The 19,340-nt window shown below is 41.8% G+C and carries 26 protein-coding genes; 24 read left to right on the top strand and 2 right to left on the bottom strand.

Annotated elements, in window-relative coordinates:
- Nucleotides 1-171: 171 nt before the first annotated feature.
- Entirely contained in the window at nt 172-549 is a 378-nt protein-coding gene (locus tag BA79_RS04210) for a helix-turn-helix domain-containing protein (protein WP_007500560.1), read from the bottom strand.
- Nucleotides 550-708: 159 nt separating this feature from the next.
- Between BA79_RS04210 and BA79_RS04205 the strand changes: the two genes are divergently transcribed.
- From BA79_RS04205 to BA79_RS04125, 18 genes are all read left to right on the top strand, one after another.
- Nucleotides 709-948 carry a helix-turn-helix transcriptional regulator gene (locus tag BA79_RS04205; protein WP_017358976.1) on the top strand — a complete coding sequence of 80 codons (240 nt, stop codon included), beginning with the start codon at nt 709-711 and terminating at the stop codon, nt 946-948.
- 18 nt (nt 949-966) lie between these two features.
- Nucleotides 967-1,119: a hypothetical protein gene (locus BA79_RS19520; protein WP_017358977.1), complete on the top strand. Its 153-nt coding sequence runs from the start codon at nt 967-969 to the stop codon at nt 1,117-1,119.
- The gene (locus BA79_RS04200) at nt 1,109-1,291 is read left to right on the top strand and encodes a hypothetical protein (RefSeq protein ID WP_017358978.1); all 183 of its coding nucleotides are present in this window, start codon (nt 1,109-1,111) and stop codon (nt 1,289-1,291) included. The genes BA79_RS19520 and BA79_RS04200 overlap by 11 nt, the downstream gene beginning before the upstream one ends.
- Nucleotides 1,292-1,393: 102 nt before the next feature.
- Complete coding sequence (locus tag BA79_RS04195) at nt 1,394-1,798, top strand: RusA family crossover junction endodeoxyribonuclease (RefSeq protein ID WP_017358980.1); 405 nt, start codon at nt 1,394-1,396, stop codon at nt 1,796-1,798.
- 17 nt (nt 1,799-1,815) lie between these two features.
- Nucleotides 1,816-2,001: an XtrA/YqaO family protein gene (locus BA79_RS04190; protein ID WP_370648332.1), complete on the top strand. Its 186-nt coding sequence runs from the start codon at nt 1,816-1,818 to the stop codon at nt 1,999-2,001.
- Between the two features lie 124 nt (nt 2,002-2,125).
- Nucleotides 2,126-2,644: a sigma-70 family RNA polymerase sigma factor gene (locus BA79_RS04185; protein WP_007500562.1), complete on the top strand. Its 519-nt coding sequence runs from the start codon at nt 2,126-2,128 to the stop codon at nt 2,642-2,644.
- Nucleotides 2,645-2,795: 151 nt separating this feature from the next.
- Nucleotides 2,796-3,443, top strand: a complete 648-nt coding sequence (terS, locus tag BA79_RS04180; protein WP_035701158.1) for a phage terminase small subunit — start codon at nt 2,796-2,798, stop codon at nt 3,441-3,443.
- A gap of 8 nt (nt 3,444-3,451) precedes the next feature.
- The gene (locus tag BA79_RS04175) at nt 3,452-4,753 is read left to right on the top strand and encodes a PBSX family phage terminase large subunit (RefSeq protein ID WP_162175639.1); all 1,302 of its coding nucleotides are present in this window, start codon (nt 3,452-3,454) and stop codon (nt 4,751-4,753) included.
- Nucleotides 4,750-6,207 (top strand): phage portal protein, encoded by a 1,458-nt coding sequence (locus BA79_RS04170; RefSeq protein ID WP_035389215.1) that lies wholly within the window; start codon nt 4,750-4,752, stop codon nt 6,205-6,207. The genes BA79_RS04175 and BA79_RS04170 overlap by 4 nt, the downstream gene beginning before the upstream one ends.
- Before the next feature lie 35 nt (nt 6,208-6,242).
- Entirely contained in the window at nt 6,243-7,334 is a 1,092-nt protein-coding gene (locus BA79_RS04165; protein ID WP_035389213.1) for an XkdF-like putative serine protease domain-containing protein, read from the top strand.
- A 22-nt stretch (nt 7,335-7,356) separates the two neighbouring features.
- Entirely contained in the window at nt 7,357-8,280 is a 924-nt protein-coding gene (locus tag BA79_RS04160; RefSeq protein WP_017358986.1) for a phage major capsid protein, read from the top strand.
- 13 nt (nt 8,281-8,293) lie between these two features.
- Nucleotides 8,294-8,677: a protein YqbG gene (yqbG, locus tag BA79_RS04155; RefSeq protein WP_007500574.1), complete on the top strand. Its 384-nt coding sequence runs from the start codon at nt 8,294-8,296 to the stop codon at nt 8,675-8,677.
- Entirely contained in the window at nt 8,674-9,030 is a 357-nt protein-coding gene (locus tag BA79_RS04150) for a YqbH/XkdH family protein (protein ID WP_017358987.1), read from the top strand. The genes yqbG and BA79_RS04150 overlap by 4 nt, the downstream gene beginning before the upstream one ends.
- Entirely contained in the window at nt 9,027-9,524 is a 498-nt protein-coding gene (locus BA79_RS04145; RefSeq protein ID WP_035701152.1) for an HK97 gp10 family phage protein, read from the top strand. The genes BA79_RS04150 and BA79_RS04145 overlap by 4 nt, the downstream gene beginning before the upstream one ends.
- Before the next feature lie 4 nt (nt 9,525-9,528).
- Nucleotides 9,529-9,984, top strand: a complete 456-nt coding sequence (locus BA79_RS04140) for a phage tail terminator family protein (protein ID WP_035701149.1) — start codon at nt 9,529-9,531, stop codon at nt 9,982-9,984.
- Nucleotides 9,971-10,183 carry a YqzN/YkzM domain-containing protein gene (locus BA79_RS04135; protein WP_008344108.1) on the top strand — a complete coding sequence of 71 codons (213 nt, stop codon included), beginning with the start codon at nt 9,971-9,973 and terminating at the stop codon, nt 10,181-10,183. The genes BA79_RS04140 and BA79_RS04135 overlap by 14 nt, the downstream gene beginning before the upstream one ends.
- Nucleotides 10,184-10,186: 3 nt before the next feature.
- Complete coding sequence (locus tag BA79_RS04130; protein WP_017367936.1) at nt 10,187-11,533, top strand: phage tail sheath family protein; 1,347 nt, start codon at nt 10,187-10,189, stop codon at nt 11,531-11,533.
- Between the two features lies 1 nt (nt 11,534).
- Nucleotides 11,535-11,978 carry a phage tail tube protein gene (locus tag BA79_RS04125; protein WP_003213309.1) on the top strand — a complete coding sequence of 148 codons (444 nt, stop codon included), beginning with the start codon at nt 11,535-11,537 and terminating at the stop codon, nt 11,976-11,978.
- Between the two features lie 276 nt (nt 11,979-12,254).
- On the opposite strand, the gene BA79_RS19680 is transcribed toward BA79_RS04125, so the two are convergent.
- Entirely contained in the window at nt 12,255-12,311 is a 57-nt protein-coding gene (locus tag BA79_RS19680; RefSeq protein WP_229200408.1) for a putative holin-like toxin, read from the bottom strand.
- A 179-nt stretch (nt 12,312-12,490) separates the two neighbouring features.
- On the opposite strand from BA79_RS19680, the gene BA79_RS04115 reads away from it, so the two are divergent.
- The 6 genes from BA79_RS04115 to BA79_RS04095 are packed head-to-tail and all read left to right on the top strand — an operon-like array spanning nt 12,491 to nt 19,332.
- On the top strand, nt 12,491-12,931 hold the full coding sequence (locus tag BA79_RS04115) for a phage tail assembly chaperone (protein WP_008344099.1): 441 nt from the start codon (nt 12,491-12,493) through the stop codon (nt 12,929-12,931).
- A gap of 41 nt (nt 12,932-12,972) precedes the next feature.
- Entirely contained in the window at nt 12,973-13,110 is a 138-nt protein-coding gene (locus BA79_RS19365) for a hypothetical protein (RefSeq protein ID WP_008344097.1), read from the top strand.
- A gap of 1 nt (nt 13,111) precedes the next feature.
- Nucleotides 13,112-17,386, top strand: coding sequence for a transglycosylase SLT domain-containing protein (locus BA79_RS04110; protein ID WP_081826971.1), 4,275 nt, complete (start codon nt 13,112-13,114; stop codon nt 17,384-17,386).
- Nucleotides 17,379-18,047: a LysM peptidoglycan-binding domain-containing protein gene (locus BA79_RS04105; RefSeq protein ID WP_007500584.1), complete on the top strand. Its 669-nt coding sequence runs from the start codon at nt 17,379-17,381 to the stop codon at nt 18,045-18,047. The genes BA79_RS04110 and BA79_RS04105 overlap by 8 nt, the downstream gene beginning before the upstream one ends.
- 11 nt (nt 18,048-18,058) lie before the next feature.
- Complete coding sequence (locus BA79_RS04100; RefSeq protein ID WP_035701136.1) at nt 18,059-19,069, top strand: XkdQ/YqbQ family protein; 1,011 nt, start codon at nt 18,059-18,061, stop codon at nt 19,067-19,069.
- The gene (locus BA79_RS04095) at nt 19,066-19,332 is read left to right on the top strand and encodes a DUF2577 family protein (protein ID WP_017358996.1); all 267 of its coding nucleotides are present in this window, start codon (nt 19,066-19,068) and stop codon (nt 19,330-19,332) included. The genes BA79_RS04100 and BA79_RS04095 overlap by 4 nt, the downstream gene beginning before the upstream one ends.
- Nucleotides 19,333-19,340 lie beyond the last annotated feature (8 nt).

The following is a 19,340-nucleotide window of genomic DNA, read 5'->3' as shown; positions in this document are numbered from 1 at the left end:
AAAAATGAGTATTTTTGGTGAAAATTGTCACATATTATGTAGGGAAAGACGATTTTACCCAAAAAACACATGATTTTTTATTCATATGTCATTCTTTTTTAGGAGGAAAAAGAGACATAAAAAAAGCTGGGTATCTACCCAGCTATGTGATGCTTTATAAAAAGAGATCTTTTATTTGTCGTCTGTCTGTTTTGGCTGACGGCCTTTTTGTTTCTCTTTCTCTCTAATGTAGTTAATAAAGTCGATGGTTTGTCTTCGTGCTTCTTCAGAAAAATCGGAGGCAGCTTTAAACGCAATTTGCAAATCAGGATCATCTGCAAGATCGTCATCAGAGGCGTTTTTGTCTTTACCTGTGAGAAGATAATCTGTTGAGACCCCGTATAACTCGGCGATTTTCACAATCATTTCACCATCTGGCTTTCTCAATCCATATTCCCAGTTAGCATAGGTTGACATCGCCTTTAATCCAAGTTTTTTGGCAACGGTAGACTTACTCCATCCATGTTTCTCTCTTAATTCAGTTAGAATCTTTCCAGTCAAATTATCCATCGGAAACACCTTTTTTCATATTATGTGTAAATTTTATCATGAATTACACGGAAAAGATAAATAAATACACAAAAAGAATAAAAATATGATTGACTTACTCGTTTTGTGTATATTATCATAATGAATATAACTTACACATAATGAGTAAGAGGTGGAAACATGAAACTTGAAAATTTACGAGAAGAACGAATATTACAAGGAAAAACACAAACGTATATGGCGAAAAAACTTGGATATAAGTACACGAGTGGCTATGCAAATATAGAAATGGGCCGAACAAAGCCCAGCTTAGAAATAGCCAAGCATATTGCAGATTTGCTAAATATCGGTGTTCAAGAGCTTTTTTTTGGTCAAAAGTTACACAAAAAGAGTAATAGTCTTGAGGAAGACCGTTCTTAAAAAGGGGAGACAAACAGAATGAGTATCGAACATCCGATGGTGACACAAATGAATGATTTCGGCTATCCAAAACGTTACTGGCCATATGAAATGTCCCGAAATGGTTATCGATTAGAGGACGAGGACCGTGAGAAAGGATTTGATGATGATGAGACATCAGATGACATTTGATGCCCGAAAAGAAGCCCAGCATTGCCTAGTACAAGCTGGCGGCTGGATCACTTTTCATCAAAAAGAGCCGATTTTTGCTTTCCCCACGGCAGAAGAAAAACGCACATACATGACCCTCATGGCAGAAAAAGCCGTTGATGACAAGAAGAAGGAAAGGATGAATGCGACATGAATCGATTGAAGCAAATCATGACATTCCTGAAATGTTTGCTCAATGCGGGTCAAAACGAACAAGACATTCGGCAGTGGGCGAAGGATGACGGGAGATCGTAGCATGGTCCTTCATTTTATCATTGAAAAAGAACATTTATGTACAAAAGAGACATTGATAAACAGAATTCAAACAGCCGCTAAAGCGCAATGCACAAGCAAAATAAAAGGCGCATTATCACTCGACATTCGCTCATTTTACAATATGCCCATTGATCTAGCGAACAGCCAAGACACGCGTACATCTGCAGAAAAAGGCTTGATACGCCCGGTACACATCTGCATTCTTCAACCAAATTTGCAGTATATACAAGAAGCACTTCATGCCGTTACCGATGACGCCTCTTTACAGATTGTAGAATTAAGAGTTTCACAGTTTTATAGCATGCGTCCTCGAATGGAAATCATCTTAAATACGATGGGTGATGATATGAGATCCTCACCACCAAATAAGGAGACAAGCATATGAACGAGCCAAAACAACTCATGATTCAAGAAAACCAGACATTTGTCGGTGAAATGGAAAAAGGAAAGATTCAAGTCATTGTGTTAGATGGAAACGTAGGAACGGCTTATATGATGGATGTACCTGAGCATGGAAAAACGATTATTCAAACAGCAAAAGGACATTTTGCAAGAGTCGATCACGAGATTGGTTTTAAAATCAGCTAGCCTGATGAACAAGAATAACTGAATAAGTCCAAGACGGAAAGCCTGCGGACACTGATCAAGACCCTATAATAAGGGGCTGATTGGTGTCCGTTTTTTATTTTCTTAAAAAAGGGAGAGAGCACAGATGCAAGATTTACTGATCGAATATAAAAGAAGTTTAAAAGATGCCAGAAAACGATATGAACAATTGAAAGACAAAGAAGAGAAACAGATGTCAGATCAGGACAAACATGATCAAAAAATGATCGCCAGTATGGTCAGCGATCTAGAATACGTGGTGGAATGGCTTCAAATCGGTAGAGAGCCAGGCGCACGCAGAGGATTAGACAGAAGATCTGTGTATCAGCGCACCATTCTTGCCAATCCAGAAGTATTAGAGGCTTTATCACATGAATACACCCTCATTCAAGAGAAAGAAAGAGAGGTAAGTGAGCGAGACAAAAGGCGAATTGATGAAGCTTTGTCTGTTTTAACAGATCGAGAGAAAGACGTATTTTTTATGCACACAACGCAGGGTCTGTCATTTAGCGAGATTGCGATTATGCTAGATGTAAAAAAAGGAACAGTCCAAAAACATATGGAAAGAGCTCGGACCAAAATGTCCAAAAAAGTACAAGAACGCCTATTCAAAGCTGCTGAATAGGTGTTTTTTCTTTCATCACTCAATCTTCAAAAGCTTGTCTTACAGTTGCCACCTATAGTTAGAAAGACCAAACGAATGTTTGCTAGCCCGGCACAAATGATTCCTCTTCAGGGAATCATTCGAACTAAAAGGAGGCGGCAGGTGAATGTAAATGAAAGATAAACGGATAGAGGCTAAGCAGGATTATATGAAAGGGATGACGTACCAGCAGCTAGCGGATCAATACAACGTCTCCATCCATACCGTCAAATCATGGAAAAGACGATACGGCTGGCAAAGACAAAAAACACCGTCAAAGCAGGCGCACTCGATCTTTCATCAATTTCTTTCAGATGAAACGATTGAAATCATGGAAAAAATGGATGGGCGCACATCTCTTGATATCATCTGGGATCAAATTCAAATTCAATACGCAGCCATTATTCGAGCGCAGCGCATCATGCATGTAGCAGATCAAGATGACATGATCAAAGAACTGAAAAAGGCGACGTACTTGCCTTCTTCATTAGAGGAAGAAACAGGCGAAGGTATTCATCCAGAGCCAGAGATCACGGCAGAGGAATTTTCGTTTCAATTTTCATGGGATCGGCATGCTACTTTTTTAAATGCCCAATCTCGTGCAATGGGAGAACTAAGACGGCTGATTAAACAGTTTGAAGAGCTCGCTCATGCGAAAGATGAACGAAGATTAAAGCTGAAGCAAATTGAGCTGACAATCGAAAAAACAAAAAAAGCAGTTCGTGAGGAAAAGGAAGAAGATCTTCATATCATGATCAAAAGAAAAGAGGACGATTCATGACGCCGTTGATTGAAAAAGAAGTCAATCCTCACTTTGAACACTTTTTGTTCGATTGGAATCAAAAGTTTCAGTTTTTAGTAGGCGGTTATGGCTCCTCCAAAAGCTATCACATTGCTTTAAAGCTGATTTTAAAACTGCTTGAGGAAAAACGGACAGCACTTGTCATTCGAGAAGTGTATGATACGCACCGGGAGTCGACCTACTCTCTTTTACAAGAAATCGTCAGCGATCTTGGCATCGATCATCTAGTAAAATGCCGCAGTTCACCGCTTGCTCTCACTTTTCGCAATGGGAGCAGCATTTTATTTAAAGGACTGGACAAGCCTGAGAAATTGAAGTCGATCAACAACATCTCAATGATTTGGATTGAGGAGTGTTCCGAGGTTTCTTATGAAGGGTTTAAAGAACTGCTTGGAAGGCTGAGACATCCGGTTTTACCTCTTTATATGATGTTATCGACGAATCCCGTTGGTCAGGATAATTGGACGTACAGACATTTCTTTCGAGATGAGCAGCTGAAACGTTTTGTCCTTGATGACGAAACCTTATACAAACAGCGAACCATCGTGATAAAAGATACGTACTATCACCACTCAACAGCAGAAGACAATCTATTTCTTCCTAAAAGCTATGTCAAGCAGCTGGATGAGCTGAAAGAATACGATCCAGATCTTTATCGAATTGCAAGGAAAGGATACTTCGGTATCAATGGCACAAAAGTGTTTCCGCAATTTGAGGTCAGACAGCATACTGACGTATTAGAAGCGATCGGGCAGATTGAAAGACCGCTGAAACGAGCGGGGATGGATTTTGGATTTGTCGAATCCTACAATGCGCTCATTCGGTTAGCTGTCGATCATGAAAAAAAGTACTTATATATTTATTGGGAATATTACGACCGCGGGAAAACGGATGATGAAACAGCTGTTGATTTGAAAGAATTTGTTGAATCAAAGGAACTGATTAAGGCAGATGCAGCAGAGCCTAAAACGATTCACTATTTTCGGCAACGCGGATTTCAAATGGTCGCTGCGCATAAGTTCCAAGGGTCACGTTTGCAATATACAAAGAAAATTAAACGATTTAAGAAAATCATTTGTTCTGATGCTTGCCCTTATACCATCTATGAACTTCAATCACTAACCTATAAGGCAGATAAGAACGGCCGCTTAGAGGAAGATGAATTTCAAATCGACCCACACACATTATCCGCCATTTGGTATGCGCTAGATGATTATGAGGTGACCGATTTGAAACAGACTGCTTCAGAGCGTGTCCGTCCAAACCGAGAGAGGAGGTCCATAAAATGAAACAATTAAAAGCAACGATTATGAAGGCAAACATGTCTGATCATACAAAACAAATGTATGAGGATGAATTTTCATACGAAAAAGATGACATTGTCCCCCCGCCCTACCATATCAACGAATTAAAAAGCATGGCAGAATACTCAACGATTCTTCAGCAATGTATAGATGCGTATCGAACAAACATTTTAGGTTTTGGATTTGGGGTGGAATACGCCTTTGATTTTAATGCGGAAGATGTGAAACCGGTCAAAAAGAAGACAGCCGAGAAGGAATGGACAAGACTCGAAGAGTTTACGAAATACATGAACTATGATGAGTCTGCTGACGTGATTCTTGGTTATGTCCTAGAAGACCGGGAGAAAACAGGAAATGGCTTTTTAGAGGTGCTGCGGGATGGACAAGGAAAGCCGGCAGGAATCGAGTATTTGGATGCACTCCATATCCGCATTTGCAAGCTGAGTGAGCCAGTCGACGTCGAATTCCGCTACACAGAAAACGGCGAATTAAAGACGATGAATCGCAAGAAACGATTCCGAAAATATGTGCAGGTCATCAATGAGAAGAAAGTCTTTTTCAAGGAGTATGGTGATCCGCGCATATTAAATTGTGAAACAGGCAAGTACGATGATGCTACACCAGAACCACTTCAAGCAACAGAAGTCATTCATTTTAAAATTGGCAGTGGGACGTATGGGATTCCCCGCTGGATTGGCAACATCGTCAATATGTATGGCGCACGAAAAGCAGAAGAGCTGAATTATCTTTATTTTAAGCAAGGACGGCATGTACCTGGTGCCATCATTGTCGAAAACGGCATGCTGTCAGAGACTTCTTATCAGCAGCTACAAGATTATATGGATGATATTGAAGGCTCTGACCATGCGCATAAGTTTTTATTGCTTGAAGTAGAAGGGCTTCCGACAGAAAAAGGATTAACAGGTGAAGAAGATGTATCAAATGTCAAAGTGAACTTTAAATCCTTGGCGGAAATCCTGCAAGAGGATGCGCTCTTTTTAGAATACGATGAAAAGACGAGAAACAAAATCCGCTCCGCTTTTCGTCTGCCGCCTATTTACACAGGAGAGTCACAAGATTATAACAAGGCCACAGCAGATACCGCGCGTAAAACAACGGAGGAGCAAGTATTTCAGCCAGAGCGGCATCTTATTACAGGGAAACTCAATACTCTTTTTCTCCCGGATTTAGATATATGGCATGTCCGCTTTCTATTAAATGGCCCTGACTTTAGAGATCCATTAGAGATAGCGAAGGTTCTGACACCATTTATTCAGGCTGGGGCAGTATCGCCAAATGATTTACGAGATCTTGCGGGGCGTATTCTTGGCAAGACGTTAGAGGAATGGCCGGAAGAATTCTACCACCGACCTTTAGAAAGCCGCATAAAAACAGCTGATGGGCTGTCTCCATCTGAGCCAAACCGGCTAGAGAAATAGAAGGACGTGAGCTTTTTTTGAAAGGGGGTGAACATATGCCAAGGGAATTAAAAAACGCAAAAATTACGCATGTTTCCTATGTAGACAGGGCCGCCAACCAAAAGAAATTTTTCTTGATGAAAGCAAAGAAAAAGCAGCCTGACTTTCAAAAAGAAGTCAGTGTCCTGACGAAGGCAGAGGATGCCCATCGCCTCGTATATGGCGTCGTGTATGAACCAAATACACCTGATGCACATCAAGACTTTATGTCGGCCAAAGAAATTGAAAGAGCAGCACACGGTTTTATGAAAGATGCCCGTCACATTGATAAACAGCATGATTTTCAAGACGGTGTTGGCGAAGTCGTCGAATCATACATTGCCCCAGCGGATTTTGAAGTAGGCGGGGAGCTGATTCAAAAAGGATCTTGGGTACTTGTGACAAAGGCATCACAAGATATTTGGGACCAAATTCAGCAAGGCCACATTACAGGCTACTCAATGGCTGGAACAGCAGACATCATCGCAATAGAGGAACACGATCAGCTCCTATCTCAAGAAACGAACGAGAGAGGGCTTTTTTCTTTGCTGAAAAATTTCTTTTTGAAAGAGGAAGGTGCAAATATGCCACAACAATTTTGGAGCGTTTTAGATCATCTGCTGGAAACGTTGCAGTCAAGTGATGGTGATGAATCTAGCGTAAGAGCGGCACTTGAACAATTGATTCCAATTGTGCAGGATGTGTTGAAAACAAATGATGTCCTCCAAACGATTGGCGAAAGACCAGCATCCGTTCAAAAGCAAGATGCCGGATTAACGACTGATCAAGTACGCGAACTAGAAAAAGCAAAAATGGCCATCGACAACGTTTTACAACAAGCGGATAAACAAGGGACAGATCAAACAGGTGAAGAAGAACCTGTACAAAAAGTGCTGGAGCAAGTGGTTGCGCCAATTCGCCATCAGCTCTCTTCCTTAGAGAAATCAGCAGGCAGAGAAAAAGCAGCGATTCAGGATGTGCTTCAGCAACAGCTACTGCCTATTTCAGAGCGGATACACATGCTTGAAAAAGCGCGGGGCATTTCTAAACAAACAAATCACGATACACAAAATGATATGACAAAGCCCATATGGGATGGCTTACTATAAGCCTAAATAAGGAGGAAAAAGTGTGAGAAATCAAGAGTTGATTCGCAAGGCTGAAATGACACTTGCCAGCTTAAAAACAGGCGGTCTCATGAACGCAGCCCAATCCAACACATTCATTAGAATGATGCAAAATACACCAACCGTTTTAAATGATGCACGTATCATTCCAATGGAAAGTGATTCACAAAAAATCGAAAAAATCGGCTTCGGTCAGCGCATTTTACGCCCAGCAGAAGAAGGCAAAGCGCTTGATGCAAAAGACCGTGTTGTCCCAGCGACAAGCACTGTTCAGCTCAATGCAAAAGAAGTCATTGCTGAGATTCATATGACGTACGACAGCATTGAAAACAACATTGAAAAAGACGGGATTCAGCAAACCATTATGCAAATGCTGGCGGAACGAGCGGCAGTCGATATTGAAGAACTGATCGTCAACGGTGATACAACATCACAAGATCCATTTTTAGCTCAAATGGATGGCGTACGAAAACAGGCAGTTTCTCATATTGTCGATGCGAATGGAGCGGAAATTAGCCGTCAAATGTTCAAACAAGGCTATAAAGCGATGCCGTCAAAATATTTACGTGTACCTCAGGATTTCCGTTTTTATACATCCCCAAGTTTAGAGGTCGAGTGGAAAGACCAAGTAGCAAACCGTCAGACAGGTCTCGGAGATGCGGCGATTCAAGGCGGCCTTTCTTCTGCATTCGGTGTTCCGGTCAAAGGTCTTGCCAATATGCAGCCATATGATGAAGAAGGAACAGATGTATCAGATATTTTACTGACACATCCGAAAAACATTATTGTAGGGTTTTCTCGCAATATTCGCATTGAAGTAGAAAAAGATATTCGCAGCCGTAAGTTTATCATTGTTCTGACAGCGAAGCTCGACAGCAAATTTGAGGAAGAGGATGCTGTAGCCAAAGTCATGAAAGTGAAAGAGTAGGTGACAGCAGGCTATGATCATTTCTGCTGAGGAACTACAAGCCTATTCTGTATTTGATCGCGTGAAAAATCGTTCTGTAGAGAGACTAGCGGCAGATATTATTGAAGCAGAAGCAGCGGTATTTCAAATGGTCGGGCACGATTTTACGCATGAAAAATATCAGCCCATTCCTGAAAAAGCAAGGATCGCCTTATTAAAAATGGCCCAGTATTTTGCCATGCTGAATGATGATGAATCCATGATGAAAGGCTTGACTTCAGAAAAAATGGGTGATTATTCATATGCAAAGGCAGCGGACAAAGTGAAAGGCAGACCTTATGTGTATGCCCTTCTTGTTGATTATATTGAACCGTCATTAACTGGTGGCAGCGCCAATTTAAAGGTGAGATCATTATGAGCTATGATTCTCTATTAACGGATCGCTGTGATCTTTTTCACTTAGAGAATGAGGGGGCAGTCCGTGGCAAATTTGGTATACCAGCAGGGGATCTGCAAACGGACCTCACTTATCCTGATACACCAAGTATGAGAGATGTGGCTTGCTATGTTGTAGAAAAAAGCCAGTCACTCGTGCAAGAAGAACCGAATACAGTTATCTATCAGTCCTATCTCGTCCATTTCCCTTTAGCAAGCGACATTCGCTTGCATGACAAAATGGTGTGGAACGGCATCTCACTCAAGTTGCAGCAGCCAAAAAGAGTGAAAAATCATCACATGGAAGTGATGGCCGTCAGAAAGGAAAACTTATGAAAATTGATGGACTTGACCGGCTGCTATCCCAGCTCCAACAGGCAAATAGTATCGGCTTAACGGCGCAATATCAAGAGTGGTTACAGGAAATGGGCTTACAGTTTTTAGACATCATTCAAGATGAAATCATCAAAGAAAAGGCTGTTGATACAGGCCGTCTCCTCAATTCCTTTCAAAAAGGTGACAAGGAGAATTACTTTCTCACTTCCCGAGGCGGGCTCACGCTAGAAGTGGGGACACAGCTTGATTATGCCTCTTACGTGAACGATGGACATGCCATTTCTTCAAATGGAGAACGAAGATGGGTGCCTGGCAGATGGGCAGGCAGCCGCTTTGAATATGATCCGAACGCCAGTACTGGCATGATGCTTTCATCTCAATGGATTGAAGGAAATGGGTACTGGGATCATGCCGTCATGCTCTATGAACAAATGTTTGAACACTCGCTGGATCGAAAGCTTCAAAGCTGGATCGATCGACATTTTGGGAGGTGATGGAATGAATCAAGAAGTCGGGGCAATCATGCATTATATATACACACACTTTCCTGTGAAAATGTATGATCGTCTTCTGCCAGAGCGTTTCCAAGTGCCATCTGTTTATGTGCCGCCAGTGACTGTCATTAGTGGTCCAGATACAGTGTCTACTTTTATGAAATCTTATTCGCTGCAAGTGAAAGTGTTTCATATGGATACAGAAAAAGCGCATGATGCGGCGGAAACAATCGTCGATGCATTGCTTGCTGATCGTCAAATCATTCAGATGATCAGTGAAGATGGAGAGGTGCTTGATGATTATGTCCGCATAAAAAGAGTGGAAACAAGAATCATAGATCAAGGTGTAGCAGCGATTGTCCTGACGTGGGATAGCAGCTATTGGTACAACCGAGATAAACAGCCAAGCCTAGAAGATATCAATTTTTCAGAGGGGGTGATCAAACGTGAGCAAGACTAAAAAAACACAGCTCGATCAAACAGCGGGCGAAGAAAAAGAATTTGGCTTTTCATTTGAAGCCTTAAAAGAGCACAGCAAGGATCTTTTTGGGGTAAAACCAGAAATCCTTGAAGGTGCTCTTTTTTATATCAAACATCAACCAATTACAAAAACAGAAGCAAAGAAGCACATCGATGCTTTTTTGTCCAAGGAGGTTTAAAGGATGAACGGAGGCACTTTTACACCAGGTACAGAGAAAAAGCGTCCTGGCATTTACTTTAATTTTAAAACAACAGCAGAGCAGCGAATTACTTTAGGCGAGCGAGGAACAGTTGCACTTCCTCTTGTCATGAGCTGGGGAGAACCAAAAACCTTTATTTCCGTTTCCGATATGGAAGACTTAAATAAAAAGGTCGGGCTCAACATTGATGATAAGTCACTTCTTCTTTTCCGTGAAGCGAAGAAAAAAGCGCAAACGGTCTTGCTTTACCGTCTAAACGAAGGAGAGCCAGCCAAAGCGGAAATCGCAGAAAACTTTGTGGTCACAGCCAATTATGGTGGTCAAAAAGGAAATGAGATTACCATTCAAGTGGCAGAAAATGTACTCGACAGCACAAAGCGTGACGTCATCACCTATCTTGGAACAGATATTGTCGATAAACAGGTGGTCAAAGATGTCAAAGATCTTGTGAAAAACAAATACGTTCAATTTTCTGGTGAAGGCGAAGCGGTCATTACTGCAGGAGCGGCTTTAAGCGGCGGGAAAAACGGTGTGGCAAGTGTCGCAGATTATACAGCTTTCCTAGAAGCAGCTGAAACGGAATACTTTGATGTCATTGCACTCCCAGTCGATAATAGTGAGCAATTAAAAGCAACATTCGCGTCATTTATTGAGCGTTTACGTGATAAGCAAGGACGTAAGGTGCAAGGCGTTGTGGCTAACTATGCAGCTGATCAAGAAGGAATCATCAATGTCACAAGCGGTGTTGTTTTAGAAGACGGAACAGAACTGACGCCTGCTCAAACAACAGCTTGGGTCGCAGGAGCAAGTGCAGGAGCGAATTTTAATCAGTCACTGACCTTTGTTGAATACGAAGGCGCAGTCGATACATTAGAGCGTCTTGATAATGATCAGGTAGAATACCGTTTATCACAAGGAGAGTTTCTTTTCACTTTCGATGCAAGAGACCGCACGGTGAGCGTTGAAAAAGATATTAACTCTTTGACAAGCTTCACGGTTGAAAAGAACCAGCAAATGGCGAAAAACAAAATCATCCGTGTGCTAGATGCAATCAACAATGATTTAACATTTGAACTGAAAAATTTGATTAAATTACGCAAAGCCAATGGCAATGACATTCCAGCATCTGATGATGGAGTGCAGCTTGTGAAAACACTGATTACACAGTATCTCACACAACTTCAAGATGGAAGCGGCATTACAGGCTTTAACTCAGAAACAGACATCGTCATTGGCCTCAATGAAGATCGTGATGGATTTATCATCGATTTAGCAGTACAGCCAGTAGACGCAGCAGAAAAATTCTATTTCAATGTGGAGGTGAAGTAAGATGGCTTTTAAAGCGCAAAATACAATCTCAGGTAAAGAAGGTCGTCTTTTCTTAGAAGGTGAGGAGCTTGCCTTTATCAAAACGTTTGAAGCAAACGTGGAGAAAAATAAATCAGAAGTGAACGTAATGGGCCGCCGAATGACTGGCCATAAAACAACTGGGGCAAACGGAACAGGAACGGCAACATTCTATAAAGTTACGTCACGTTTCGTTCAACTCATGCTCAACTATGTGAAAAAAGGGGAAGATCCTTATTTCACTCTTCAAGCGGTAATTGATGATAAATCATCAGGCCGAGGTACAGAGCGTGTGACATTATTCGATGTCAACTTTGATTCAGCTAAAATTGCTGGACTAGACGTCGATTCAGAGGCACTTGAAGAAGAAGTTCCATTTACATTTGAAGACTTTGATCTGCCTGAAAAGCTGAAGAATTCTTTCTAAGAAATGTGGAGGAAATTAGCTAATTAATTAGCTAAATAAAAACCAAATATGCTATAATGCAAATGTAATGAAAAATGAATGCATTTGTAATGCACATTGCATTCAATGACACACAAAATGATGTTTACATGCAAAGCGATTTGCATACAATAAAAAGAAGCCAGGATGCGCTAACATCCCGGCAATGTACAATGAGGCCCTTCAAGGGGCTGGCTTATCAATTAGATAGTTTTAAGGATAGACTTTCCCTTTCACCTACCAAAGCTCAAGGGGAGTCTATTTTTTGTTTATATATGTCAACAAAGCAAGGATAAACATCCCGAATAAAAGCATTAGGGAAATCGCTTGGAACGTTGACATGAGCATCACCCCCTTCCTATCGGGGATGAGCCAGACACCCTTGAGCAAGCCGTTCAATTGTACGAGTTATATTATACATGAAAAGATTGGAAAGCACATTCAAAAATGGATGTGCTTTTTTGTATTCAAAAAACAAAAGGGAGTTTTTAAACATGAGCGAAAAACAAACATTTGATCTTTCATTTTTTATGCCAGGACAAACAGTAGAAGCGGAAGAGGTCAAAGTACCAATTTCTAAGCGTTTTGTTGATAAAAAAGGGAATGTCATTCCTTTTGTCTTCAAAGCGATTACCACGGAACGTATTGATGAACTGGAAAAAGAAAACACCACGTTCAAAAATGTCAAAGGCAGAGGCCGTGTGAAAGACTTAGACAGCCAGCGCTTCTACGCACGAATTGCCATTGAATCGACGATTTATCCAGATTTCCGCTCAAAGGAATTAAGAGAAGCCTACAGCACACAAGATCCAGTTGAAGTTGCAAAACGTGTTTTATCTGTCGGCGGTGAATACGCAAACTGGTTAAACAAAGCCATTGAAATCAACGGATTTGAAGACGAAATTGAAGATTTAGAAGACGCAGCAAAAAACTAATAAAAGATGGGGATAAGGAAGCGGTGTTTTTATATTACGCCATGCATGAGCTTCACTATTCCCCATCAGAACTTCTCGATTTATACGAAGCACCAAGACAATTTAAGGCATTCTTATTCGGACTCATCAGCTACAAGCTCGACATGCTAGAAAAAGAAGCAAAGAAAGGAGGGAAATAAACTGGCTAAGCTCACTGCACGATTTGAATTAGAAGACAAAGTATCAAAGAAGCTGTTGCGCATTCAAAAACGATTTCAAACGTTTGAGAAGCAGCTCAAACCATTTAGAAAACCGGTGAAAATAAGCCTGGAAATGGATGAAAAGAAGCTAAGGAACCTCAATTTATCGATGAGAAGGTTTTCTGTATTATCCATGAAGCTAGATCAAGGAATCTATCGTGATCTCAAATCATTAACAAACCAGCTGAACATGATACCGAAACAGATGATCATATCCATTCAAGCAAAAGGACTAGATGTCATTAAATCCAGTATAGATCGCTTGAAACAATCACAATCAAGTCCAATCCTGCTGACGTTCAAACTGAATGATCAGTTGTCAGGAAAAATGTCATCAATCAAAAAATCAATCCTTCAGCTCATGAACAGAACGTACTATATGAGATTAAACATGGTTGACCAAGCCACCGCTGCCATTCAACGAATCAAAAAGACACTCAAAAGCTTGACAATGGCTAAACATGAGATCAGAGTGTCTGTTCAAGACAATGCAAAGAGTAAGTTGAAAAAACGAGATCAGGCAGAGTCAGTTGTGAAAGAACAAAATATAAAAAAAGAACCTGAGGCTGTTAGTCCGCCAGTTAAAACGGATGAACCTAAACAGGATTGGCTCCAGAGCCTTGCTAATAAAGGGTTAAATGAAATTCAAAAATATGCAGGTGATGTTGCAGACAAGGTGAAAGAAAAATTAAGTCCTAGAAAGTTTTGGGACGAAAAGGCACTTCCTTGGGTTGAAAATAAACTGGAAGAGTACAAGCAAGATGTGATCGGAAGAATAAAAGAGAAGATTAAATTTAATCCTGAAAAAAAACTAGATGAATTGGTGACCAATGTATTAGATCGTCTCTTTGGTGCAGGTGATCAATCGAATGGAAGTAGCACTCCAGCGCCAACAACAGCGCCAACAACAGCGCCAACAACAGCGCCAACAACGGCACCAACAACAGCGCCAACATCCACACCATCAAATTCAGCTCCCAATAAGAAATCTAAGCCGCGAGGTGGTAAAGGTTTGTTTCGCAATAGTTGTTGTCCCTGTTGTGCAAGAGGTTTAAGCAGGGGAGGATCTACTAAAACTAAAAATAGAAATGGTCAATCACCAAGACAACCTAGAAATCCAAATGCCACAACAAGAACCGAAATGAATAGAAGACCTCCAAGTAAATTAGGGGATGCGTTGAAAAATATCGGTAAAGGGAGCGGTAAATTATTAAAGAAAGTACCTATTCTAGGCAGTGTACTTAGTGCAACAAATCTAATTGGTATGAAAAAAGAGAATGCTGGTGAAAAGATCGGTGCGACTGGAGGAGGAATCGCCGGTGGAATGGCAGGTGCTGCAGCAGGTGCTGCTATTGGCAGTGTAGTTCCAGGGGTAGGTACAGCCATCGGCGGCCTAGTAGGCGGCATCGCTGGAAGTATGGGTGGAGAATCTATCGGTGAAACAATTGGAAAATGGTTTGATGGCGGTGGATTTGAGAAGATTGGCCAAAAAGCCATTGAAATCAAAGATCAAATTGTTGAAGTGTGGTCTACAGTTGCGGACTGGTTTATCGAAAATGTGTGGACACCATTAAGCAGCACGGTTGGCACAGTAGCAACCACAATCTGGTCAAGTCTAGTCAATGCATGGACATGGATACAAGAAACATTCAGTGCAGTTGCGGGCTGGTTTATCGAAAATGTGTGGACACCGTTAAGCGATACAGTTATTACGGTAGCAACCACGATCTGGTCAAATCTAGTCAATGCATGGACATGGATACAAGAAACATTCAGTGCAGTTGCGGGCTGGTTTATCGAAAATGTGTGGACACCGTTAAGCGATACAGTTATTACGGTAGCAACCACGATCTGGTCAAATCTAGTCAATGCATGGACATGGATACAAGAAACATTCAGTGCAGTTGCGGGCTGGTTTATCGAAAATGTGTGGACACCGTTAAGCGATACAGTTATTACGGTAGCAACCACGATCTGGTCAAATCTAGTCAATGCATGGACATGGATACAAGAAACATTCAGTGCAGTTGCGGGCTGGTTTATTGAAAACGTTTGGACACCGCTAAGCGACACAGTCGTTACGGTAGCAACCACGATCTGGTCAAGTCTAGTCAATGCCTGGACGTGGATACAAGAAACATTCAGTGCAGTAGCAGGCTGGTTTATTGAGAATGTGTGGACACCGCTAAGCAGCACAGTTGTCACAGTCGCTACGGGGATTTGGACAGCATTATCAAATGCGTGGAAAACCATTCAATCAATTTTTGGAGCAGTATCCTCTTGGTTTATGAACAATGTATGGAATCCGCTTGTAGAAACGGTTGGAACCATCAAAGATAGCATTGGGAAGAAGTTTGAAGAAGCGTATAAAGTGGTGACAGATATATGGGATGGATTATCCAAATGGTTTAAAGATAATATTCAGACACCGATCGTAAAAGTGGCTGGTGCCATAAGTGATGGTTTTTCTGCAGCATTTGGTTGGGTTCAAAAGATTTTTGAAAAAGCAGGCGGTATTGTAGATGTTGTAATAAATTGGATCGTTGGAAAGAAAAAACCTGATAATAATGCAACAGGCGGCTATATCACCCAGCCTACCTTATCATGGATTGGTGAAGCGGGTAACGAATTTGTCATTCCAACTCAAAATAACCGGGGCCGTGGGAAGATGTTGCTTGCACAAGCTGCTTCTCATCTTGGAATGTCTGTTGTGCCAAGCAGCAGCGGAGCAGCAAGTCCAGTTTCTAGCTCTCCAGCTCCAATAACGCCAAATGCTCCAGCAGCTCCAACTGCTTCTGCCGGTTCAATTGGTGGAACGGTTTCAATGAATGGAAACATCCAATCTGCCAGCATAGGTGAGCAATTTAATCATGATTTTGAACAAGGGCTGAATCAAAAAGTGGTTTCACTTGATCAATGGAAGCAAAAAAACATTCAGCAGCCATTTAATCAAATGACATCAGATTCAGGAAAGTACGGACAACAAACGGTATCGGCATTTGCTACTGGCCAGCAAATGACACCAACAGGAACTGATAGCTTTTTGCAAAGTCGTGTAAAAGCACCATACCAACAAGTGATGACAGCATCACCAACTTGGGGTTCTGGAACTGTTAGTGGCTTTGCAACAGGTCAAAATGCCACATCAATTGGCACAAGCCAATACGTAGACCAACACGTCAAACAACCATTCCTGCAAGCCAAACAAGAATCACCAGGATGGGGTTCAGGAATGATCGACGCCTTCAATAGCGGCATGCGTTCAAAAGCAAGTGAAGTCACACAAGCTGCCAAAGAAATGGCGAAGAAAGTGGAACAGGCGTTTAGAGAAGAACTAGACATTCATTCTCCTTCACGTGTCATGATGAGTCTAGGGAAATTCGCATCGATTGGTGTCGTCAAAGGGCTCGATTCAGTTGATGTGAAAAAGTTTGCTGAAAATCAAGCGGGTTCATTAATCGGAGCGTTCAGCGGTATGGGTGCTTCAGGTCTTAGTGTTCAGCAATGGCTCATGGCAGCTCTGATGGCCACTGGTACATCGATGAGCTGGCTTCCAGGTCTTATGACAATCGCTCAGCACGAATCAAATGGTAACCCGAAAGCCATCAACTTGTGGGATTCCAACGCCAAGAAGGGAACGCCTTCTAAAGGGTTAATGCAAACCATTGGACCGACCTTCCATTCCAATAAAGGCAAGGGCATGAATGATATTTGGAACCCAATTCATAATGCCGTAGCAGCCATTAACTACATTAAGGGCAGATATGGAACAGTCTTCAATACACCGGGATTACGGAGTATGAGAAGAGGCGGTCCTTATAAAGGCTACGCCAATGGCGGTCTGATTACTCAGGAGCAGGTAGCTAGAGTCGGTGAAGGAAACAAACGCGAATGGATTATTCCAGAAGAAAGAGGCATTCGCGGGAGATATTTATTGACGCAGGCAGCAAAGGCACTTGGGATGCAAGTCTATGATCCATCAAATGCATCTGCTCCTTTACCAGAATCACAGATGCAGCAAGTCACCTCAGCACAGTCTGCTGGGAATACAACAACGTCAGGCAATAAACAAATCACCATCCAGTTCAATGGTGATCAGCATTTCCATAATGGACAGGATCAGCAATCGCTTGTCGAAAAAATTAGACAAATGCTTGTAGACGAACTGGAAGTAGAGCTTCAGACAGGAACGAAAGGGGTCGTGATCGATGGGTAAATCAGTGTATCAATTGTGGATTTCCCAAGGCAAGGAGAAGTTGCGATTCCCTGTGCTTCCATCCGAACTTGAGATCACAAATAATGTACAAAATGAAACAGTGAAGGTCTCCTCCTTTGGAGAACTGACTTTTATTGATGTACCATCAGCTAAACAAGTATCATTCACCTCATTATTTCCTAAGAAATATTCGCCAATTGCTGAATATAAAAGCATTCCATCACCAGAGAATGCAATAGCGAAAATTGAACGAATGATGCGTTCAAAGAAGTCTGTGCGCCTGATTGTGACAGGGACTAAAATCAATATGACGTGCAGCATTGAGAGCTTCACTCACAAGGAAGGGTCTTATGACATAGGTGATCGTGAATTTACGATCGAGTTAAAGGAATATAAAACCGCATCGCCTAGGAAAATCAAACGAAAGAAAAAAGCAAAACAAACCAAAAAGAAAAGACCCTCAAAAACACCACCAAAATTGTACACTGTCAAAAAAGGAGATACACTTTGGGCCATTTCAGGCCGTTTTTATGGCGATAGTACAAAATGGCGGCGTATTTGGAATGCCAATAAAGCAGCGATGATCAAACGAAGTAAGCGCAATATTAAACAGCCGGGACATTGGATTTTTCCAGGGCAAAAATTGAAAATACCACAATAGGGGGGCTGACATTGATTGAGCTTTTTGCCATCAGAAGCGGCACGATGTATGAGCTTGTCACAGAGAGTGTGACACTTCAGGGGCAAAGGTATCAGGCCCCTCGCTCTATTCAGGCGAATATTATCACAAAGCAAGGCAGTCAAACATATTACCGTGTCTCAGAAGGAGACACGGTTCTTTTTAAATGGAAAGGAAAAGAGCTGTTCAGAGGCATCGTGTTTTCTAGGACGCCTGTTGAAGGAAAGCTGACCTTTACCGCATACGATATGCTCCAATATTTAGTGAAAAACCAAGATGTATATGTTTTTTCAAATCAACGGGCAGATCAAATTTTGAGGCGGATCGGGGCAGACTTTCAAATCCCTATGACATCCATCGTAAATACTGGACATGTCATGAAGTCTCTCGTTTTTAAAAATGACACGAGTTTATATGACATCATTTTAAAAGCATTGAAGGAAACGAAGCGGCAAACCGGTAGAAATTATCAAATTTATTCTGCTAAAGGCAAGATGGGGCTGAGAGCTTGGCCCGATCCAGAGGACGTGTGGGTCATTGAATCAGGCGTCAACCTCATCGGTTATCAGTACAGCACCTCCATTGAAGAGACAGCAACACGTGTGAAGATGCGCACGTCTGTAGACGAACAGGGGAAGAATAAGAAAAAAGGTAGCAAATCAGATATTGTGGTGATCGAACAGGACAAAGCGGGTCAGAGTCAGTACGGCATTTTACAGCATGTGGAGACGGTCACAGGTCAAATCAACCAGCCGCAGCTTCAAAAAAGAGCGAAAGTACGCCTAGCTGAAAAAAAAGGCGTCAAACAAGAAGTGAAAAGCATACAAGCACTCGGAATCCCTGAACTGCAAAGCGGTTTGCCAATCTATTTGAAAATCCCTGAAATCAACATCAAAAAAACTTACTGGATCGATCAAGACAAGCATGAATTCAATGGAGTGAAGCACACCATGACAATTGACGTCGTTGAGAAAAATTCCATGCCAAAGGGTGATCAAGCATGAGATTAAGTGAAGCAATTAAACGACTCGCTGTCAATGCAGTAGATGCAGCTTCTCCAATTGATCTGGTGATTGGAGAGGTCACAATGGCTTCGCCTCTTCACATCCGATTAAATGAAAACAGTAAGCTGATCATTCCAGAAGAACTGCTTATTTGGCCTAAGCGCTTAAATAAGGGTGAGGATGATGAGTTGAAAAGGGGAGACAGCATTATGGTACTTGCAATGGCAGGAGGGCAGTCCTTTTACATCATCGACAAATTGTAAGGGAGGTG

This window comes from Bacillus altitudinis 41KF2b (genome assembly GCF_000691145.1).
GTDB lineage: Bacteria > Bacillota > Bacilli > Bacillales > Bacillaceae > Bacillus > Bacillus altitudinis.
This window is presented reverse-complemented; position numbering and strand designations above follow the sequence as displayed.